We start from the raw sequence: 15,765 nt of genomic DNA, 5'->3' as shown, positions 1-15,765 counted from the left end.
CGTGATCTCCCGAATCGATCTGCGCGGCGACGCCCTTCCCGAGGGACCCGCCCTGCGCGACCTGCTGCCCCGAGCCGACTTCGACGTAGCGGCCGCCCTGGAGAAGGTGCGTCCGATCTGCGAAGCCGTGCATCATCGGGGCGACGCGGCGCTGATCGACTTCGCCGAGAAGTTCGACGGGGTCCGGCTGAAGTCCGTACGGGTCCCTGCACAGGCGCTCACCGACGCGCTGGAACAGCTCGACCCGGCCGTGCGCGCGGCGTTGGAGGAGTCCATCCGCCGGGCCCGCCTCGTGCACCGCGAACAGCGCCGTACGTCCCACACGACCCAGGTCGTGCCCGGCGGCACCGTGACCGAGAAGTGGGTGCCGGTCGAGCGCGTCGGGCTGTACGCACCCGGCGGCCGGTCGGTCTACCCGTCGTCCGTGATCATGAACGTGGTGCCCGCGCAGGAGGCCGGCGTCGAGTCGATCGCGCTCGCCTCCCCCGCCCAGGCCGAGTTCGACGGCCTGCCGCACCCGACGATCCTCGCCGCCTGCGCGTTGCTCGGCGTCGAGGAGGTGTACGCGGCGGGCGGCGCCACCGCCGTGGCCATGTTCGCCCACGGCACGGAGTCCTGCGCCCCCGCCAACATGGTCACCGGCCCCGGCAACATCTGGGTCGCCGCCGCCAAGCGCTACTTCACCGGCAAGATCGGCATCGACGCGGAGGCGGGCCCGACCGAGATCGCGATCCTCGCGGACGCCACCGCCGACCCGGTGCACGTCGCCGCCGACCTGATCAGCCAGGCCGAACACGACCCGCTTGCGGCGGCCGTGCTGGTCACCGACTCCACCGAACTGGCCGACGCGGTGGAGAAGGAACTCGAACCGCAGGTCGCGGCCACCCGGCACATCGACGACCGGATCGTGCCCGCCCTCAAGGGCAGGCAGTCCGCGATCGTGCTGGTCGACGGCCTCGACGAGGGCCTGCGGGTGGTCGACGCCTACGGTGCCGAGCACCTGGAGATCCAGACGGCCGACGCCACCGCCGTCGCGGACCGGGTGAAGAACGCGGGCGCGATCTTCGTCGGCCCCTGGGCACCCGTCTCGCTGGGCGACTACGCGGCCGGGTCCAACCACGTCCTGCCCACAGGCGGATGCGCCTGCCACTCCTCCGGCCTGTCCGTACAGTCCTTCCTGCGCGGCATCCACATCGTCGACTACACGAAGGACGCGCTGGCCGAGGTCGCCCACCACGTGGTGACGCTGGCGGAGGCGGAGGACCTGCCCGCGCACGGCGCGGCGATCAAGGCCAGGTTCGGGTGGAAGGTGCCGACGAGCAAGTGAGCGACGTAAGGATCGACGATCTCCCCGTACGGGACGAACTGCGCGGCAAGTCCCCCTACGGCGCGCCCCAACTGGACGTCCCCGTACGGCTGAACACGAACGAGAACCCCTACCCGCTGCCCGAGCCGCTGGTCGAGCGGATCACCGAGCGGGTGCGCGAGGCCGCCCGGAACCTCAACCGCTATCCCGACCGGGACGCCGTCGAGCTGCGCACACAGCTCGCGAAGTACCTGACCGACACGACCGGCCACGAGGTCGGCCTGGCCAACGTCTGGGCCGCCAACGGCTCCAACGAGGTCATCCAGCAACTGCTGCAGACCTTCGGCGGCCCCGGTCGTACGGCGATCGGCTTCGAGCCGTCGTACTCGATGCACGCGCTGATCGCCCGCGGCACGGGCACCGGCTGGATCTCGGGCCCCCGCAGCGACGACTTCACCATCGACCCGGCGGCGGCCGAGCGGGCCATCACCGAGCACCGGCCCGACGTCGTCTTCGTCACCACCCCCAACAACCCCACCGGCAACGCGGTCCCGCCCGAGACGGTGCTCGCCCTGTACGAGGCGGCTCAGGCGGCCAAGCCGTCCATGGTCGTCGTGGACGAGGCGTACATCGAGTTCAGCCACGGCCGCTCGCTGCTGCCGCTGCTCGAAGGTCGGCCGAATGTCGTCGTCTCACGGACCATGTCCAAGGCGTTCGGTGCCGCCGGCCTGCGCCTCGGCTACCTCGCCGCGCACCCGGCGGTCGTGGACGCCGTCCAGCTCGTCCGGCTGCCGTACCACCTGTCGGCGGTCACCCAGGCGACCGCCCTGGCCGCCCTGGAACACACGGACGTCCTCCTGAAGTACGTCGAACAGCTGAAGGCCGAACGGGACCGGCTGGTGAGCGAGCTCAGGTCCATCGGCTACCAGGTCACCGAGTCCGACGCGAACTTCGTACAGTTCGGGCGGTTCGAGGACGCCCACGCGGCCTGGCGGAAGATCCTCGACCGGGGCGTCCTGGTGCGTGACAACGGCGTACCGGGATGGCTGCGGGTGAGCGCCGGGACCCCGGCGGAGAACGACGCGTTCCTCGACGCGGTCCGTGACCTGAAGAAGGAGCAGAACACATGACTCGCGAGGCGCGTGTCGGAAGGATCGAGCGCACGACGAAGGAGACCTCGGTCCTCGTCGAGATCGACCTCGACGGCACCGGGAGGACCGACATCGCCACCGGCGTCGGCTTCTACGACCACATGCTCGACCAGCTCGGCCGGCACGGTCTGTTCGACCTGACCGTGAAGACCGACGGCGACCTGCACATCGACTCCCACCACACCATCGAGGACACCGCCCTCGCACTGGGCGCCGCCTTCAAGCAGGCCCTCGGCGACAAGGTGGGCATCTACCGCTTCGGCAACTGCACGGTCCCGCTGGACGAGTCCCTGGCCCAGGTCACCGTCGACCTGTCCGGCCGGCCCTACCTCGTGCACACCGAGCCCGAGAACATGGCGCCGATGATCGGCGAGTACGACACCACGATGACCCGGCACATCCTGGAGTCGTTCGTCGCCCAGGCCCAGATCGCCCTGCACGTGCACGTGCCCTACGGGCGCAACGCCCACCACATCGTGGAGTGCCAGTTCAAGGCGCTGGCCCGCGCACTGCGCTACGCCAGCGAGCGGGACCCGCGCGCGGCGGGCATCCTCCCCTCCACGAAGGGTGCGCTGTAGCCCCATGAACGGTCTGTCCACCGTACTGATCGTCGTCGGCCTCTTCCTGGTCGGCGGCATCTACTCCTTCGTCAAGCAGCAGATGCCGAAGAGCCTGATCGTGCTGCTCTCGATCGCCGCGGCGATGTGCCTGGTCGCCGGCGTCATGCGGCTGGAGGTGTGGAACTGATGAGCGCGCCGAGGAAGGTCGTGGTCTTCGACTACGGCTTCGGCAACGTCCGCTCCGCCGAACGCGCCCTCGCGCGCGCGGGAGCTGACGTCGAGATCACGCGTGACTTCGACAAGGCGTTGAACGCCGACGGCCTGCTGGTGCCGGGTGTCGGTGCCTTCGCCGCCTGCATGAAGGGCCTGCGCGAGGCCCGCGGCGACTGGGTCGTCGACCGCCGGCTGTCCGGCGGGCGGCCGGTGATGGGCATCTGCGTCGGTATGCAGATCCTGTTCGCGCGCGGCATCGAGCACGGCGTCGAGTCCGAGGGCCTCGACGAGTGGCCCGGCTCGGTGGAGCCGCTGCAGGCCCACGTCGTGCCCCACATGGGCTGGAACACCGTATCGGCGCCCGCCGGCTCCGAACTGTTCGCCGGCCTGGAGGCGGACGCCCGCTTCTACTTCGTGCACTCCTACGCCGTCCACGACTGGACCCTGGAGACCCACAACCCGGTGCTGCACCCGCCGAAGGTCACCTGGGCGACGCACGGCAAGCCCTTCGTGGCCGCCGTGGAGAACGGCGCCCTGTGGGCCACGCAGTTCCACCCCGAGAAGTCCGGCGACGCCGGAGCCCAGCTGCTCACCAACTGGATCGGAACCCTGTAGAGACATGGCCAAGCTCGAACTCCTCCCCGCCGTCGACGTCCGTGACGGCCAGGCCGTCCGCCTCGTGCACGGCGAGTCCGGCACGGAGACCTCCTACGGCTCCCCGCTGGAGGCCGCCCTCGCCTGGCAGCGCTCGGGCGCCGAATGGCTGCATCTGGTCGACCTGGACGCCGCGTTCGGCACCGGCGACAACCGGGAGCTGATCGCCGGGGTCGCCAAGGCCATGGACATCAAGGTGGAGCTGTCCGGCGGCATCCGCGACGACGCCTCCCTGGCCGCCGCGCTCGCCACCGGCTGCACCCGGGTGAACCTCGGCACCGCCGCACTGGAGACCCCGGAGTGGGTCGCCAAGGTCATCGCCGAGCACGGTGACAAGATCGCGGTCGGTCTGGACGTCCGCGGCACGACCCTGCGCGGACGCGGCTGGACCCGCGACGGCGGCGACCTGTACGAGACGCTGGCGCGGCTCGACGAGGAGGGCTGCGCGCGGTACGTCGTCACCGACATCGCCAAGGACGGCACGCTGCAGGGCCCCAACCTGGAGCTGCTGAGGAACGTGTGCGCCGCGACCGATCGCCCGGTCGTGGCCTCCGGTGGCGTGTCGTCGCTGGACGACCTGCGGGCCATCGCCGAGCTGGTACCCCTCGGTGTCGAGGGCGCCATCGTCGGGAAGGCGCTGTACGCGAAGGCGTTCACTCTCGAAGAGGCCTTGGAGGCGGTAGCCCAGTGAGCGATGTACGACGTGTCACGACCGGCGCGCCCTGGGAGGAGAGCTTCGGCTACTCCCGAGCGGTCGAACTGCCGAACGGGCTGGTGCTGGTCTCCGGTTGCACATCGATAGTGGACGGCGAGATCGCCGGAGGCGGACCGTACGAGCAGACGGTCAACGCCTTCAACGTCGCGCTCGCGGCGCTGGGCCGGTTGGGCCTCGGCCGCGACGACGTCGTGCGGACGCGCATGTACCTCACCCATGCCCGGGACGTGGAGGACGTCGGACGCGCCCACAAGGAGCTGTTCGACTCCGTCCGGCCCGCCGCATCCATGATCCTCGTCTCCGGCTTCGTCGACCCCAGTCTGGTCGTCGAGGTCGAGGTGGAGGCGTTCAGAGGAGTGTCCGGAGCATGACCCTCGCCGTCCGAGTCATTCCCTGCCTGGACGTGGACGACGGCCGGGTCGTCAAGGGCGTCAACTTCCAGAACCTGCGGGACGCGGGCGACCCCGTAGAGATGGCCAAGGTGTACGACGCCGAGGGCGCCGACGAGCTGACGTTCCTGGACATCACCGCCTCGTCGGGCAACCGCGAGACGACGTACGACGTGGTGCGCCGCACCGCCGAGCAGGTGTTCATCCCGCTGACCGTCGGCGGCGGCGTCCGCACGGCCGAGGACGTGGACAGGCTGCTGCGGGCGGGCGCCGACAAGGTGGGCGTGAACACCGCGGCGATCGCCCGCCCGGACCTGATCCGGGAGATCGCCGAGCGCTTCGGCCGCCAGGTGCTGGTCCTCTCGGTGGACGCCCGCCGCACCCCGGAGGGCACCTTCGAGGTGACCACCCACGGCGGCCGCAAGGGCACCGGCATCGACGCCGTCGAGTGGGCGCACCGGGCGGCCGAGCTGGGCGCGGGCGAGATCCTGCTGAACTCGATGGACGCGGACGGCACGAAGGACGGCTACGACCTGGAGATGATCACGGCGGTCCGCAAGCACGTGACCGTCCCGGTGATCGCCTCGGGCGGCGCGGGCAAGCTCGCGGACTTCGCCCCGGCGGTCGCCGCCGGCGCCGACGCGGTCCTTGCCGCCTCAGTCTTCCACTTCGGCGACCTGCGGATCGGCGAGGTGAAGCAGGCGCTGAAGGAGGCCGGTCACCCCGTGCGGTGACGCCGCGCTGAGCTTCGGCCCCGGTTGCCTTCCGGTAACCGGGGCCTTTTCGCGCCCCGATAGGAAAGAGGAGTTGCGCAAAATCTGTTGTGCAACTTCTCTTTCGTATCTATGGTTGTGGCATGACAACCAAGGGGAGTCGTGCCATCACGGACGTGGGCACACTCAAGGCGCTCGCCCATCCGTTGCGGATGAAGCTGTACCGGGCGCTGTGCGTCGCCGACAGGGCGACCGCCTCGCACCTCGCCGAGCAGGTCGACGAGGCCGTCTCGCTGGTCAGCTACCACCTGCGCAAGCTCGCCGAGCACGGCCTGATCGAGGATGCCGAGGCGCAGAGCGGTGACGGCCGCGAGCGGTGGTGGCAGCCGTCCTCCGAGGGCGTGAGCATCAGCGACCGGGACTTCCGGGACGAGCCCGGGAAGGCGTCCGCGCACCTGGCGGCCACCCGGCTCTTCCTCGAACAGCGCATGGACATGTACCGCCGCTACCTCGACGAGCGGTCCACCTGGGGCCCCGAGTGGAACGCCGCCGCTCACGACAGCGAGTCCCTGCTCCGCCTGACCGCGAGCGAAATGAACGAACTGCGTGAGGAACTCCTGGCCCTCGCCAGGAAGTACGACGAGAAAGGCCGGTCCGCCGAAGCCTCGGGCGACACCGAAGGGCGCGAGAACGTCGCGCTGCACGTGTACGGATTCCCGTTCCGCGTCTGAGAGGACCTCGCCGCCCCATGACCGCCACACTCACACCCCCGGCGCTGACCACCACCGACCGCCCCGCCCACCGCGACCCCAACGTGCTGCGCTGGCTCGGGGCGTACGGGTCCTCGATGGTCGGGGACAGCGTCTACTACATCGCCCTGTCCTGGGCCGCCGTACAGGCCGGGACACCCGCGCAGGCGGGGATCGTGATGTCGGTCAGCGCGCTGCCGCGGGCCGTGCTGATGCTGGGCGGAGGCGTGATCGCGGACCGGCTGGGGCCGCGCAGGGTCGTCATCGGCAGTGACGCGGCGCGGTGCGCGGCCGTGCTCGCGGTGGCCGCCCTGCTGTTCCTCACCAGCCCCGGACTGTGGCCGCTGGCCCTGCTGGCCCTGGTCTTCGGCACCGTCGACGCCGTGTTCGTGCCCGCCGTGGGCGCCCTGCCCGCCCGGATCACCGGCAAGAACCAGCTCGCCCGGGTCCAGGGCATGCGCGGCCTCGCGATCCGCTTCGCGAACGTCGTGGGCGCCCCGCTCGGCGGACTCGGCGTGGCGCTCGGCGGCGCGGCGGCCGCGTTCGGGCTCGCCGGGCTGCTGATCGCCGTGTCGGTGCCGCTCCTGATCGGCGTGCGGGTGCGGGAACTGCCCGCCGACGACAGGGCCCCCACCGGTACCGCCCGGAGCGACCTCGCCGCCGGCCTCCGCTACATCCGCGGCCACCGCGTCCTCGCCCCGCTGATGATCGTCATCGCCCTCGGCGACCTGGGCTTCGTCGGCCCGCTCAACGTCGGCCTGACCCTGCTGGCCGAGCGGCGCGGCTGGGGCGCCTCCGGGATGGGCTGGGTGCTGGCGGGGTTCGGTGCCGGCGCGGGCGCCGCCTCGCTGCTGCTGGCCGCCCGGGGGCGGCTGCCCCGGGCCGGACTGGTCGCCGCGTGCACCATCATCACGGGTTCCGCCGCGATCGGCGCCCTCGCCTTCGTCCCGCACCTCGTCGGTGCCGTCGGGATCGCCCTGCTCATCGGGCTGCTGGCCGGACTCAGCGGCGCCATGTGCGGAGCCCTGCTGCAGACCCAGGCCGACCCCGCCTACCTGGGCCGGGTCACCGCGGTCTCCAGCCTGGTCAGCCTCGGCCTGACCCCGCTGAGCATGCCGTTCTCCGCCGCCGCGATCGGCGCCTGGGGCCTCGGCCCGGTGTACACCGTCAGCGCCGCCGTCTGCGGCCTCGGCGGCGTCGTGGCCCTCTGCGTACCGGACCTGCGCCGCGCCGAACTGCCGCGCTGAGGCGTCACCCCTTCGGCTGGGCCAACTGCACCAGGTTGCCCACGGTGTCGTCCAGCACGGCGGCGATCACCGGACCCTGCTCCTGCGGCTCGTGGGTGAACCGCACCCCGAGCCCCCGCAGCCGCCCGTACTCGGCCACGATGTCGCCCACCGAGAAGACGATGGCCGGGATCCCCGCCTCGTACAGGGCACGGCGGTACGGCTCCGCGATGGGGCCGCCGCCCGGCTCCAGCAGCAACTGCAGGTCCGGCTGGGCTCCGCCGGGGGCGCCCACCGTGACGAACAGCGTGCCGCCGCCGAGGTCCAGGTGGGTGCGGGTCTCGAAGCCGAGCACGTCCGTGTAGAAGGCGTGGGCCTTCGGCACGTCGTCGACGTACACGCCGGTCATCGCGACCTTGATCATGGCGAGCCCCTCACATGCCGAGCTGCTTTCTCAGATGCCGAGCTGCTTCGACTCGTGCAGCGTGGTGATCGCGTCCTCGTCGCCGTCCAGGTCCACCTTCGCGGCGCTCTGCCGGCCGAAGGCGAACAGCAGCAGCTCGGACGGCTCGCCGGTGACCGTCACCACCGGCGTGCCCCGGTGGGCGACCGCCGTCTGGCCGTCCGGCCGGCGCAGCACCAGGCCCGTCGGCACACCCCGGCCCACCAGCCGGGCGGTGCGCTCCAGACGGGACCACAGGGCGTCCTGGAAGACCGAATCCAGCTCGCGCGTGCCCCAGTCCGGCTGAGCCCGGCGGACGTCCTCCGTGTGCACGTAGAACTCGACGACGTTGGCCGCCTCGTCGATCTGCTTGAGCTGGAAGGGCGAGAAACGCGGCGGGCCCGTACGGATCAGCTGGATCAGCTCCTCGTACGGCTTCGCGGCGTACTCCGCCATCACCTTCTCCAGCCGCGGCGCGAGCGGCTTGATCAGCGTGCCGCCGGCCGCGTCGGGGCGTCGCTCGCGCACCACCACGTGCGCGGCCAGGTCCCGGGTCCGCCACCCCTCGCACAAGGTCGGGGCGTCCGGACCGGTCGTTTCCAAGAGATCTGCGAGCAGCAGCCGTTCACGCTTGGCGAAGGTCGACATACCGTCAGCCTACGACCCCACGCCGCGTCCGCGCAGTGGACACGGACCGGCCCTGCCCGAGCCGCCCGGCACAATGGCACCCATGACCAGTACGACCGGCACTCCCGGGCCCAGCAGCCTCGACCCCGAGATCGCCGCGCGCCTCAAGCGCAGCGCCGACGGGCTCCTGCCCGCCATCGCCCAGCAGTACGACACCGGAGAGGTGCTCATGCTCGGCTGGATGGACGACGAGGCGCTGCACCGCACGCTCACCACCGGCCGCTGCACGTACTGGTCCCGCAGCCGCCAGGAGTACTGGGTCAAGGGCGACACCTCCGGCCACTTCCAGTGGGTGAAGTCCGTCGCCCTGGACTGCGACGCCGACACCGTGCTGGTCAAGGTCGACCAGGTCGGCGCCGCCTGCCACACCGGCGCCCGCACCTGCTTCGACGCCGACGTGCTCTTCGAGGACGCCGATTCCGGCGCCCGGCCCTCGGATCAGTAAGGTCTGCCGCCATGGACCTCGAGACGTTCCACAAGCTCGCCGCCGACCGCCGCGTCATCCCGGTCTCCCGCAAGCTGCTCGCCGACGGCGACACCCCGGTCGCGCTCTACCGCAAGCTCGCCGCCGAGCGCCCCGGCACCTTCCTGCTGGAGTCCGCGGAGAACGGCCGCTCCTGGTCCAGGTACTCCTTCGTCGGCGTGAGGTCGGCGGCGACGCTGACCGAGCGCGACGGCCAGGCCCACTGGCTGGGCACCCCGCCCGTCGGCGTCCCCACCGGCGGCGACCCGCTCGCCACCCTGCGCGCCACCATCGAGGCCCTGCACACCCCCCGCGACCTCGCCCACGACCTGGGCCTGCCGCCCTTCACCGGCGGCATGGTCGGCTACCTCGGCTACGACATCGTCCGCCGCCTGGAGAAGATCGGCCCCGGCGAGCGGGACGACCTGAAGCTTCCCGAGCTGACCATGCTCCTGACCAGCGACCTCGCCGTCATGGACCACTGGGAGGGCTCCGTTCTGCTGATCGCCAACGCGATCAACCACAACGACCTGGAGACGGGCGTCGACGAGGCGTACGCGGACGCCGTGGCCCGCCTCGACGCGATGGAGGCGGACCTGACCCGCGCGGTCGCCCAGCCGCCCGCCGTGCTCCCGCCCTCGGAACTGCCCGAGTACACCGCCCTGTGGGGCGGCCCCGACTTCCAGCGGGCCGTCGAGGACATCAAGGAGCGCATCCGGGCGGGCGAGGCCTTCCAGGTCGTGCCGTCGCAGCGGTTCGAGACGCCGTGCACGGCGAGCGCGCTGGACGTGTACCGGGTCCTGAGGGCCACCAACCCCTCGCCGTACATGTACCTCTTCCGGTTCCCTCACGGGGACGAAGGTGCGTTCGACGTCGTCGGCTCGTCCCCCGAGGCCCTCGTGAAGGTCGAGGACGGACGGGCCATGGTCCACCCCATCGCCGGCACCCGGCACCGCGGCGCCACCCCGCAGGAGGACCAGGCCCTCGCCGACGAACTGCTCGCCGACCCCAAGGAGCGCGCCGAGCACCTCATGCTCGTCGACCTCGGCCGCAACGACCTCGGCCGGGTCTGCGAGCCCGGATCCGTCGAGGTCGTCGACTTCATGTCCGTCGAGCGGTACTCGCACGTGATGCACATCGTCTCCACGGTGACCGGACGCGTGGCCGAGGACCGCACCGCCTTCGACGTGCTGACCGCCTGCTTCCCGGCCGGCACCCTCTCCGGAGCGCCGAAGCCCCGCGCGATGCAGATCATCGACGAACTCGAACCGTCCCGCCGCGGCCTGTACGGCGGCTGCGTCGGCTACCTCGACTTCGCGGGCGACTCCGACACCGCCATCGCCATCCGCACGGCCCTGCTGCGCGACGGCACCGCCTACGTCCAGGCCGGCGCCGGCATCGTCGCCGACTCGGACCCGGCCGCCGAGGACCAGGAGTGCCGCAACAAGGCGGCGGCCGTGCTGCGGGCGGTGCACACCGCCAACCGGCTGGGCAAGTAGGGCGTTTATCACGTTCCTCAACGGAACCCCGGGTGACGGTTCGCCCGGGGTCCGGGGGATAGTGGAGTACGTGACTGCTGTACCCAACCCCCGTTCCCAGGCGCCCGCGTCCGCGCGGTCCGGCCGCCGGAGCCTCGCCGTCGCCCTGCTGTGCGGCGCGCTCGGCGCGGCCGTGGCGCTGCTCTCCACCCGGCAGCGCTGGTCGGCGGGCACCGCGACGGTGGCCGGCGGCGCCTTCCCGCTGACCGCCAAGGGCAGCGACGTCACGGGCGTCCCCGCGGCCCTCGCCATAGTGGGCCTCGCCGCGCTCGTCGCCGTCTTCGCCGTCCGCCGGGCCGGCCGCTTCCTGGTCGCGGGGCTCCTCGCGCTCTCCGGCGCCGGTACCGTCGCCGCGGCCCTGATCGGTGCCTCCGACAGCTCGGCGCTCGACGAGAAGGCGGCCGAGACCACCGGCGACACCTCCGCCACGGTGGCCGCGCTCACCCACACCGGCTGGCCGTACGTGGCGGCGGTCGGCGGCGCCCTCCTGCTGCTCGCCGGTCTCCTCGCCCTACGCTACGGCCGGCTGTGGCCCGCCATGTCCGGACGGTACGAGCGCGACGGCACACCGCGCCCGCGCCGCACCGCCCAGACCGTCGACCCCGACCGCCCCGAGGAGCTCTGGAAGGCCCTGGACCGCGGCGAGGACCCCACCGGCGCGTAGCACCCTCGCCCGATGTGGCGAAAGAGACGCCCGTCGCCGGCGACCCCCGCTCACGGCACGTCCACGCGTACGGGACAATGGACGGCGAGCGTCCACCCCGGAGATGGCCGGGCCCGGACACGTACGGCCACGTACGACACGCACACCACCACGAGGAGCAAGCAATGGCGGGCAGCAGCCACGGTCACACCCCGGCCGCCTGGACCGGTGTCATCATCGCCTTCATCGGTTTCTGCGTCGCGGGCGCCTTCATGGTGATGGCACAGCCGCTGGGCTTCTGGGCCGGCATGGTGATCGTGGCCCTCGGTGGTGTCGTCGGCGCCATCATGCGCGCCATGGGCCTCGGCCAGCCGAAGGAGAACCACGGGGTGGCCCACGCCGCGGCCAAGACCCGCGAGCCGGCGAGCGCCGAGAGCTGAGCTTCCACGCCCGCGCGTGAGGGGCGGACGGCACCGGTGAGGCGCCGTCCGCCCCTCACGCGCGCGTGCGGCCCGCACGAGGCAGAATGCGAGGCGTGAACGCCTGCAGACGGCTGGCCGTGCCCGCCGGAATCCTCGCGGCCGTCGTCGGGGCCTTCGCGTACGTCGGGACCGTCGACCCCAACCCGCCCGGCCACTACCCGGTCTGCCCCCTGCTGCGCTACACCGGCCTGTACTGCCCCGGCTGCGGCGGGCTGCGCAGCGCGCACGCCTTCGTCCACGGGGACTTCCTCACCGCGCTCCAGGACAACGCGCCGGCCGTGGCCGGCTACCTGGGCTTCGCCGTGCTGTGGACCGTCTGGACGGTCCGCGTGGCACGCGGCCGCCCGTTCCGGATCGACCCCTCGCCGGCGCAACTGTGGACCGCCGGCGCGTTGCTGCTGCTCTTCACCGTGGTCCGGAACCTGCCGTTCGGGGGCTGGCTGCACCCTTGACGCGGGAGTGAACGTCCAGGTACTGGGACGGTGCGCCGACCGGATGCGAGGCCTTGGCCCCCCTCCGGCTACCATCGCAGTGACCATGCCTTTTCAATGGCTTTTCAACCGTCTGGAAAAACCGTCTGGAAGGGGGCCGCTCGCGTGAGTGTGCTCGACGAGATCATCGACGGAGTCCGTGCCGACCTCGCGGAGCGGCAGGCGCGCGTCAGCCTCGACGAGCTCAAGGAGCGCGCGGCGAAGGCTCCCGCGGCCAAGGACGGCGTCGCCGCGCTGCGCGGCGAGGGCGTCAAGGTCATCTGCGAGGTCAAGCGTTCCAGCCCGTCCAAGGGCGCGCTGGCCGCGATCGCCGACCCGGCCGGGCTCGCCGCGGACTACGAGGCGGGCGGCGCGGCCGTCATCTCCGTCCTCACCGAGCAGCGCCGCTTCGGCGGCTCGCTGGCCGACCTGGAGGCCGTCCGGGCCCGCGTGGACATCCCGGTCCTGCGCAAGGACTTCATCGTCACGTCGTACCAGCTGTGGGAGGCTCGCGCGTACGGCGCCGACCTCGCGCTGCTGATCGTGGCCGCCCTCGAACAGCCGGCTCTGGAGTCGCTGATCGAGCGCGCCGTCTCCATCGGTCTCACCCCCATCGTCGAGGTGCACGACGAGGACGAGGTGGAGCGCGCGGTGGACGCGGGCGCCAAGGTCATCGGCGTCAACGCGCGCAACCTCAAGACCCTCGAGGTCGACCGCGGGACGTTCGAACGCGTCGCGCCCGAGATCCCGGACCACATCGTCAAGATCGCCGAGTCCGGTGTCCGTGGCCCCCACGACCTGATCGCCTACGCCAACGCCGGCGCCGACGCGGTCCTGGTCGGCGAGTCCCTGGTGACCGGCCGCGACCCGAAGAGCGCCGTCGCCGACCTGGTGGCCGCCGGCGAACATCCGGCACTGCGGCACGGCCGGGGCTGATCTCCCGGTAGGCTGACCGACGATGACCCTCCCGATCACCCTGGCAACCCGGGACCCGTACGCCCGCCTCGCGCGCGGCTGCCGGCCCCGAGGCTGCCGCGCGCCCGCACGTCGGGTTCACGGCCGCAGGGTGCGGTACGTCATCGGTGACGAGCCGGGACAGGTCAACGGGCGGCGATGGCAGCAGGCCTCCAGGGGCGCGGGGAACTGCGCGATCAGCCACAACGGTCCCGCAGTCAACTGACAATCCCCGCCCCCCACGGCGACTAGTGCATTCCGCAAACTCACCGTGAGGTACACGCATGCCCAGCGACTTCTTCATCCCCGACCCGCAGGGTCAAGTCCCCAGCCCCGAAGGCTACTTCGGCGCCTTCGGCGGCAAGTTCATCCCCGAGGCCCTCGTCGCGGCCGTCGACCAGGTGGCCGTCGAGTACGACAAGGCCAAGCACGACCCCGAGTTCGCCCGTGAGCTCGACGACCTGCTGGTCAACTACACCGGCCGCCCCAGCTCCCTCACCGAGGTGCCCCGCTTCGCGGAGCACGCCGGTGGCGCCCGGATCTTCCTGAAGCGGGAAGACCTCAACCACACCGGCTCCCACAAGATCAACAACGTGCTGGGCCAGGCCCTGCTCACCAAGCGCATGGGCAAGACCCGGGTCATCGCCGAGACCGGCGCCGGCCAGCACGGCGTCGCCACCGCCACCGCCTGCGCCCTGTTCGGCCTCGAGTGCACCATCTACATGGGCGAGGTCGACACCAAGCGCCAGGCCCTCAACGTGGCCCGCATGCGCATGCTCGGCGCCGAGGTCGTCGCCGTGAAGTCCGGCAGCCGTACGCTCAAGGACGCCATCAACGAGGCGTTCCGCGACTGGGTGGCGAACGTCGACCACACCCACTACCTCTTCGGCACGGTCGCCGGCCCGCACCCCTTCCCGGCGATGGTCCGCGACTTCCACCGGGTCATCGGCGTCGAGGCCCGCCGCCAGCTCCTGGAGCGCGCCGGCCGCCTCCCTGACGCAGCGATCGCCTGTGTCGGCGGCGGCTCCAACGCCATCGGCCTCTTCCACGCCTTCATCCCGGACGAGACCGTCCGCCTGATCGGCTGCGAGCCGGCGGGCCACGGCATCGAGACCGGCGAGCACGCGGCCACCCTGACCGCGGGCGAGCCGGGCATCCTGCACGGCTCCCGGTCCTACGTCCTGCAGGACGACGAGGGTCAGATCACCGAGCCGTACTCCATCTCGGCCGGTCTGGACTACCCGGGCATCGGACCCGAGCACTCCTACCTCAAGGACAGCGGCCGCGGCGAGTACCGCGCGGTCACCGACGACGCGGCGATGCAGGCCCTGCGCCTGCTGTCGCGGACCGAGGGCATCATTCCGGCGATCGAGAGCGCCCACGCGCTCGCCGGGGCCCTGGAGGTCGGCAAGGAGCTGGGCAAGGACGGGCTGATCGTGGTCAACCTGTCCGGCCGCGGCGACAAGGACATGGACACGGCCGCCCGCTACTTCGGCCTGTACGACACCGACGCCGAGGTCGCCGCCAACGCGGCCGACACCGCCGAGATCGAGGGGGACGCCAAGTGAGCGGGAACATCCAGCTGCTGACGGACACCCTCGCCGCGGCCAGGGCCGAGGGCCGCTCCGCCCTCATCGCCTACCTCCCGGCCGGATTCCCGACCGTGGACGGCGGCATCGAGGCGATCAAGGCCGTCCTCGACGGCGGAGCGGACGTCGTCGAGGTGGGTCTGCCGCACAGCGACCCCGTCCTCGACGGCCCGGTCATCCAGACCGCCGACGACATCGCCCTGCGCGGCGGGGTCAGGATCGCGGACGTGATGCGCACGGTCCGGGAGGCCCACGCGGCCACCGGGAAGCCGGTGCTCGTCATGACGTACTGGAACCCGATCGACCGCTACGGCGTCGAGCGCTTCACCGCGGAGCTCGCCGAGGCGGGCGGTGCTGGCTGCATCCTGCCCGACCTGCCCGTGCAGGAGTCCGTGCTGTGGCGGGAGCACGCCGAGAAGCACGGCCTCGCGACCGTGTTCGTGGTGGCCCCGAGCAGCCAGGACGAGCGGCTCGCCAAGATCACCGAGGCGGGCAGCGGCTTCGTCTACGCGGCTTCCCTGATGGGGGTCACCGGCACCCGCGAGTCGGTCGGCGCGCAGGCGCAGGACCTGGTGGAACGGACCCGGGCCACCGGCACCGACCTGCCCGTCTGCGTCGGGCTCGGCGTCTCCAGCGCGGCCCAGGCCGCCGAGGTCGCCGGCTTCGCCGACGGTGTGATCGTCGGCTCCGCGTTCGTCAAGCGGATGCTGGACGGGCCGGACCACGCGGCCGGCGTCGAGGCCGTCCGCGAGCTCGCCGGAGAGCTGGCGAAGGGCGTACGCCGACAGGCGTAACGGGGCGGTACGGAACAGCGGGGAACA

Annotated in this window: 21 protein-coding genes; 19 read left to right on the top strand and 2 right to left on the bottom strand. The window is 71.8% G+C overall.

Annotation, left to right across the window (positions count from 1 at the left end; all coding sequences use genetic code 11):
- Position 1: 1 nt before the first annotated feature.
- From hisD to ACFYZQ_RS01070, 10 genes are all read left to right on the top strand, one after another.
- On the top strand, positions 2–1,327 hold the full coding sequence (hisD, locus tag ACFYZQ_RS01115) for a histidinol dehydrogenase (protein WP_389140300.1): 1,326 nt from the start codon (positions 2–4) through the stop codon (positions 1,325–1,327).
- A complete protein-coding gene (locus tag ACFYZQ_RS01110; protein ID WP_389140298.1) occupies positions 1,324–2,436 on the top strand; it encodes a histidinol-phosphate transaminase in 1,113 nt (370 codons plus the stop codon). Before hisD ends, ACFYZQ_RS01110 begins: the two co-directional genes overlap by 4 nt.
- Positions 2,433–3,035: an imidazoleglycerol-phosphate dehydratase HisB gene (gene hisB, locus ACFYZQ_RS01105; RefSeq protein WP_388788666.1), complete on the top strand. Its 603-nt coding sequence runs from the start codon at positions 2,433–2,435 to the stop codon at positions 3,033–3,035. Before ACFYZQ_RS01110 ends, hisB begins: the two co-directional genes overlap by 4 nt.
- 4 nt (positions 3,036–3,039) lie before the next feature.
- Positions 3,040–3,204 carry a hypothetical protein gene (locus ACFYZQ_RS01100; protein ID WP_361810975.1) on the top strand — a complete coding sequence of 55 codons (165 nt, stop codon included), beginning with the start codon at positions 3,040–3,042 and terminating at the stop codon, positions 3,202–3,204.
- On the top strand, positions 3,204–3,845 hold the full coding sequence (hisH, locus tag ACFYZQ_RS01095) for an imidazole glycerol phosphate synthase subunit HisH (protein WP_389140296.1): 642 nt from the start codon (positions 3,204–3,206) through the stop codon (positions 3,843–3,845). The genes ACFYZQ_RS01100 and hisH overlap by 1 nt, the downstream gene beginning before the upstream one ends.
- 4 nt (positions 3,846–3,849) lie before the next feature.
- Positions 3,850–4,575 (top strand): bifunctional 1-(5-phosphoribosyl)-5-((5-phosphoribosylamino)methylideneamino)imidazole-4-carboxamide isomerase/phosphoribosylanthranilate isomerase PriA, encoded by a 726-nt coding sequence (gene priA, locus ACFYZQ_RS01090; protein WP_389140294.1) that lies wholly within the window; start codon positions 3,850–3,852, stop codon positions 4,573–4,575.
- Positions 4,572–4,970 carry a RidA family protein gene (locus ACFYZQ_RS01085; protein WP_389140292.1) on the top strand — a complete coding sequence of 133 codons (399 nt, stop codon included), beginning with the start codon at positions 4,572–4,574 and terminating at the stop codon, positions 4,968–4,970. Before priA ends, ACFYZQ_RS01085 begins: the two co-directional genes overlap by 4 nt.
- Positions 4,967–5,722, top strand: coding sequence for an imidazole glycerol phosphate synthase subunit HisF (hisF, locus tag ACFYZQ_RS01080; protein ID WP_389140290.1), 756 nt, complete (start codon positions 4,967–4,969; stop codon positions 5,720–5,722). Before ACFYZQ_RS01085 ends, hisF begins: the two co-directional genes overlap by 4 nt.
- A gap of 122 nt (positions 5,723–5,844) precedes the next feature.
- Positions 5,845–6,432 carry an ArsR/SmtB family transcription factor gene (locus tag ACFYZQ_RS01075; RefSeq protein ID WP_389140288.1) on the top strand — a complete coding sequence of 196 codons (588 nt, stop codon included), beginning with the start codon at positions 5,845–5,847 and terminating at the stop codon, positions 6,430–6,432.
- Between the two features lie 17 nt (positions 6,433–6,449).
- Positions 6,450–7,697: an MFS transporter gene (locus ACFYZQ_RS01070; protein WP_389140286.1), complete on the top strand. Its 1,248-nt coding sequence runs from the start codon at positions 6,450–6,452 to the stop codon at positions 7,695–7,697.
- Between the two features lie 4 nt (positions 7,698–7,701).
- Here ACFYZQ_RS01070 and ACFYZQ_RS01065 read toward each other — a convergent pair whose 3' ends face one another.
- Both ACFYZQ_RS01065 and ACFYZQ_RS01060 read right to left on the bottom strand, forming a co-directional pair.
- A complete protein-coding gene (locus ACFYZQ_RS01065) occupies positions 7,702–8,100 on the bottom strand; it encodes a VOC family protein (RefSeq protein ID WP_389140284.1) in 399 nt (132 codons plus the stop codon).
- Between the two features lie 30 nt (positions 8,101–8,130).
- Entirely contained in the window at positions 8,131–8,766 is a 636-nt protein-coding gene (locus ACFYZQ_RS01060) for a TIGR03085 family metal-binding protein (RefSeq protein ID WP_389140282.1), read from the bottom strand.
- Positions 8,767–8,848: 82 nt separating this feature from the next.
- Here ACFYZQ_RS01060 and hisI point away from each other — a divergent pair, with 82 nt between their 5' ends.
- The 9 genes from hisI to trpA all read left to right on the top strand — a co-directional run bounded on the left by hisI (position 8,849) and on the right by trpA (position 15,738).
- On the top strand, positions 8,849–9,250 hold the full coding sequence (hisI, locus tag ACFYZQ_RS01055; RefSeq protein WP_389140280.1) for a phosphoribosyl-AMP cyclohydrolase: 402 nt from the start codon (positions 8,849–8,851) through the stop codon (positions 9,248–9,250).
- An 11-nt stretch (positions 9,251–9,261) separates the two neighbouring features.
- Entirely contained in the window at positions 9,262–10,767 is a 1,506-nt protein-coding gene (locus ACFYZQ_RS01050; RefSeq protein ID WP_389140278.1) for an anthranilate synthase component I, read from the top strand.
- A gap of 61 nt (positions 10,768–10,828) precedes the next feature.
- Positions 10,829–11,470: a TIGR02234 family membrane protein gene (locus ACFYZQ_RS01045; protein ID WP_389140276.1), complete on the top strand. Its 642-nt coding sequence runs from the start codon at positions 10,829–10,831 to the stop codon at positions 11,468–11,470.
- Between the two features lie 164 nt (positions 11,471–11,634).
- Positions 11,635–11,889: an HGxxPAAW family protein gene (locus tag ACFYZQ_RS01040; protein WP_389140274.1), complete on the top strand. Its 255-nt coding sequence runs from the start codon at positions 11,635–11,637 to the stop codon at positions 11,887–11,889.
- Positions 11,890–11,975: 86 nt separating this feature from the next.
- Complete coding sequence (locus ACFYZQ_RS01035) at positions 11,976–12,383, top strand: DUF2752 domain-containing protein (RefSeq protein ID WP_389140272.1); 408 nt, start codon at positions 11,976–11,978, stop codon at positions 12,381–12,383.
- Between the two features lie 144 nt (positions 12,384–12,527).
- Positions 12,528–13,337: an indole-3-glycerol phosphate synthase TrpC gene (trpC, locus tag ACFYZQ_RS01030; protein ID WP_389140270.1), complete on the top strand. Its 810-nt coding sequence runs from the start codon at positions 12,528–12,530 to the stop codon at positions 13,335–13,337.
- A 22-nt stretch (positions 13,338–13,359) separates the two neighbouring features.
- Positions 13,360–13,581: a tryptophan biosynthesis modulator TrpM gene (gene trpM, locus ACFYZQ_RS01025; protein ID WP_389140268.1), complete on the top strand. Its 222-nt coding sequence runs from the start codon at positions 13,360–13,362 to the stop codon at positions 13,579–13,581.
- Positions 13,582–13,639: 58 nt separating this feature from the next.
- Entirely contained in the window at positions 13,640–14,923 is a 1,284-nt protein-coding gene (gene trpB, locus ACFYZQ_RS01020; RefSeq protein ID WP_389140266.1) for a tryptophan synthase subunit beta, read from the top strand.
- A complete protein-coding gene (gene trpA, locus ACFYZQ_RS01015) occupies positions 14,920–15,738 on the top strand; it encodes a tryptophan synthase subunit alpha (RefSeq protein ID WP_389140264.1) in 819 nt (272 codons plus the stop codon). Before trpB ends, trpA begins: the two co-directional genes overlap by 4 nt.
- Positions 15,739–15,765 lie beyond the last annotated feature (27 nt).

Origin of the sequence: Streptomyces sp. NPDC001843, assembly GCF_042891955.1 — a bacterium.
Lineage (GTDB): Bacteria > Actinomycetota > Actinomycetes > Streptomycetales > Streptomycetaceae > Streptomyces.
Note: the sequence above shows the minus strand (reverse complement) of the source record. Positions and strands in the feature narration are given on the sequence as shown.

Coding starts and splice junctions, on each gene's coding strand:
- priA (WP_389140294.1), top strand. CDS start 3,850: ATGGCCAAGCTCGAACTCCTCCCCGCCGTCGACGTCCGTGACGGCCAG.
- hisF (WP_389140290.1), top strand. CDS start 4,967: ATGACCCTCGCCGTCCGAGTCATTCCCTGCCTGGACGTGGACGACGGC.
- ACFYZQ_RS01035 (WP_389140272.1), top strand. CDS start 11,976: ATGCGAGGCGTGAACGCCTGCAGACGGCTGGCCGTGCCCGCCGGAATC.
- hisI (WP_389140280.1), top strand. CDS start 8,849: ATGACCAGTACGACCGGCACTCCCGGGCCCAGCAGCCTCGACCCCGAG.
- ACFYZQ_RS01075 (WP_389140288.1), top strand. CDS start 5,845: ATGACAACCAAGGGGAGTCGTGCCATCACGGACGTGGGCACACTCAAG.
- ACFYZQ_RS01100 (WP_361810975.1), top strand. CDS start 3,040: ATGAACGGTCTGTCCACCGTACTGATCGTCGTCGGCCTCTTCCTGGTC.
- ACFYZQ_RS01065 (WP_389140284.1), bottom strand. CDS start 8,100: ATGATCAAGGTCGCGATGACCGGCGTGTACGTCGACGACGTGCCGAAG.
- ACFYZQ_RS01040 (WP_389140274.1), top strand. CDS start 11,635: ATGGCGGGCAGCAGCCACGGTCACACCCCGGCCGCCTGGACCGGTGTC.
- hisB (WP_388788666.1), top strand. CDS start 2,433: ATGACTCGCGAGGCGCGTGTCGGAAGGATCGAGCGCACGACGAAGGAG.
- trpM (WP_389140268.1), top strand. CDS start 13,360: ATGACCCTCCCGATCACCCTGGCAACCCGGGACCCGTACGCCCGCCTC.
- ACFYZQ_RS01070 (WP_389140286.1), top strand. CDS start 6,450: ATGACCGCCACACTCACACCCCCGGCGCTGACCACCACCGACCGCCCC.
- ACFYZQ_RS01050 (WP_389140278.1), top strand. CDS start 9,262: ATGGACCTCGAGACGTTCCACAAGCTCGCCGCCGACCGCCGCGTCATC.
- trpB (WP_389140266.1), top strand. CDS start 13,640: ATGCCCAGCGACTTCTTCATCCCCGACCCGCAGGGTCAAGTCCCCAGC.
- hisH (WP_389140296.1), top strand. CDS start 3,204: ATGAGCGCGCCGAGGAAGGTCGTGGTCTTCGACTACGGCTTCGGCAAC.
- ACFYZQ_RS01060 (WP_389140282.1), bottom strand. CDS start 8,766: ATGTCGACCTTCGCCAAGCGTGAACGGCTGCTGCTCGCAGATCTCTTG.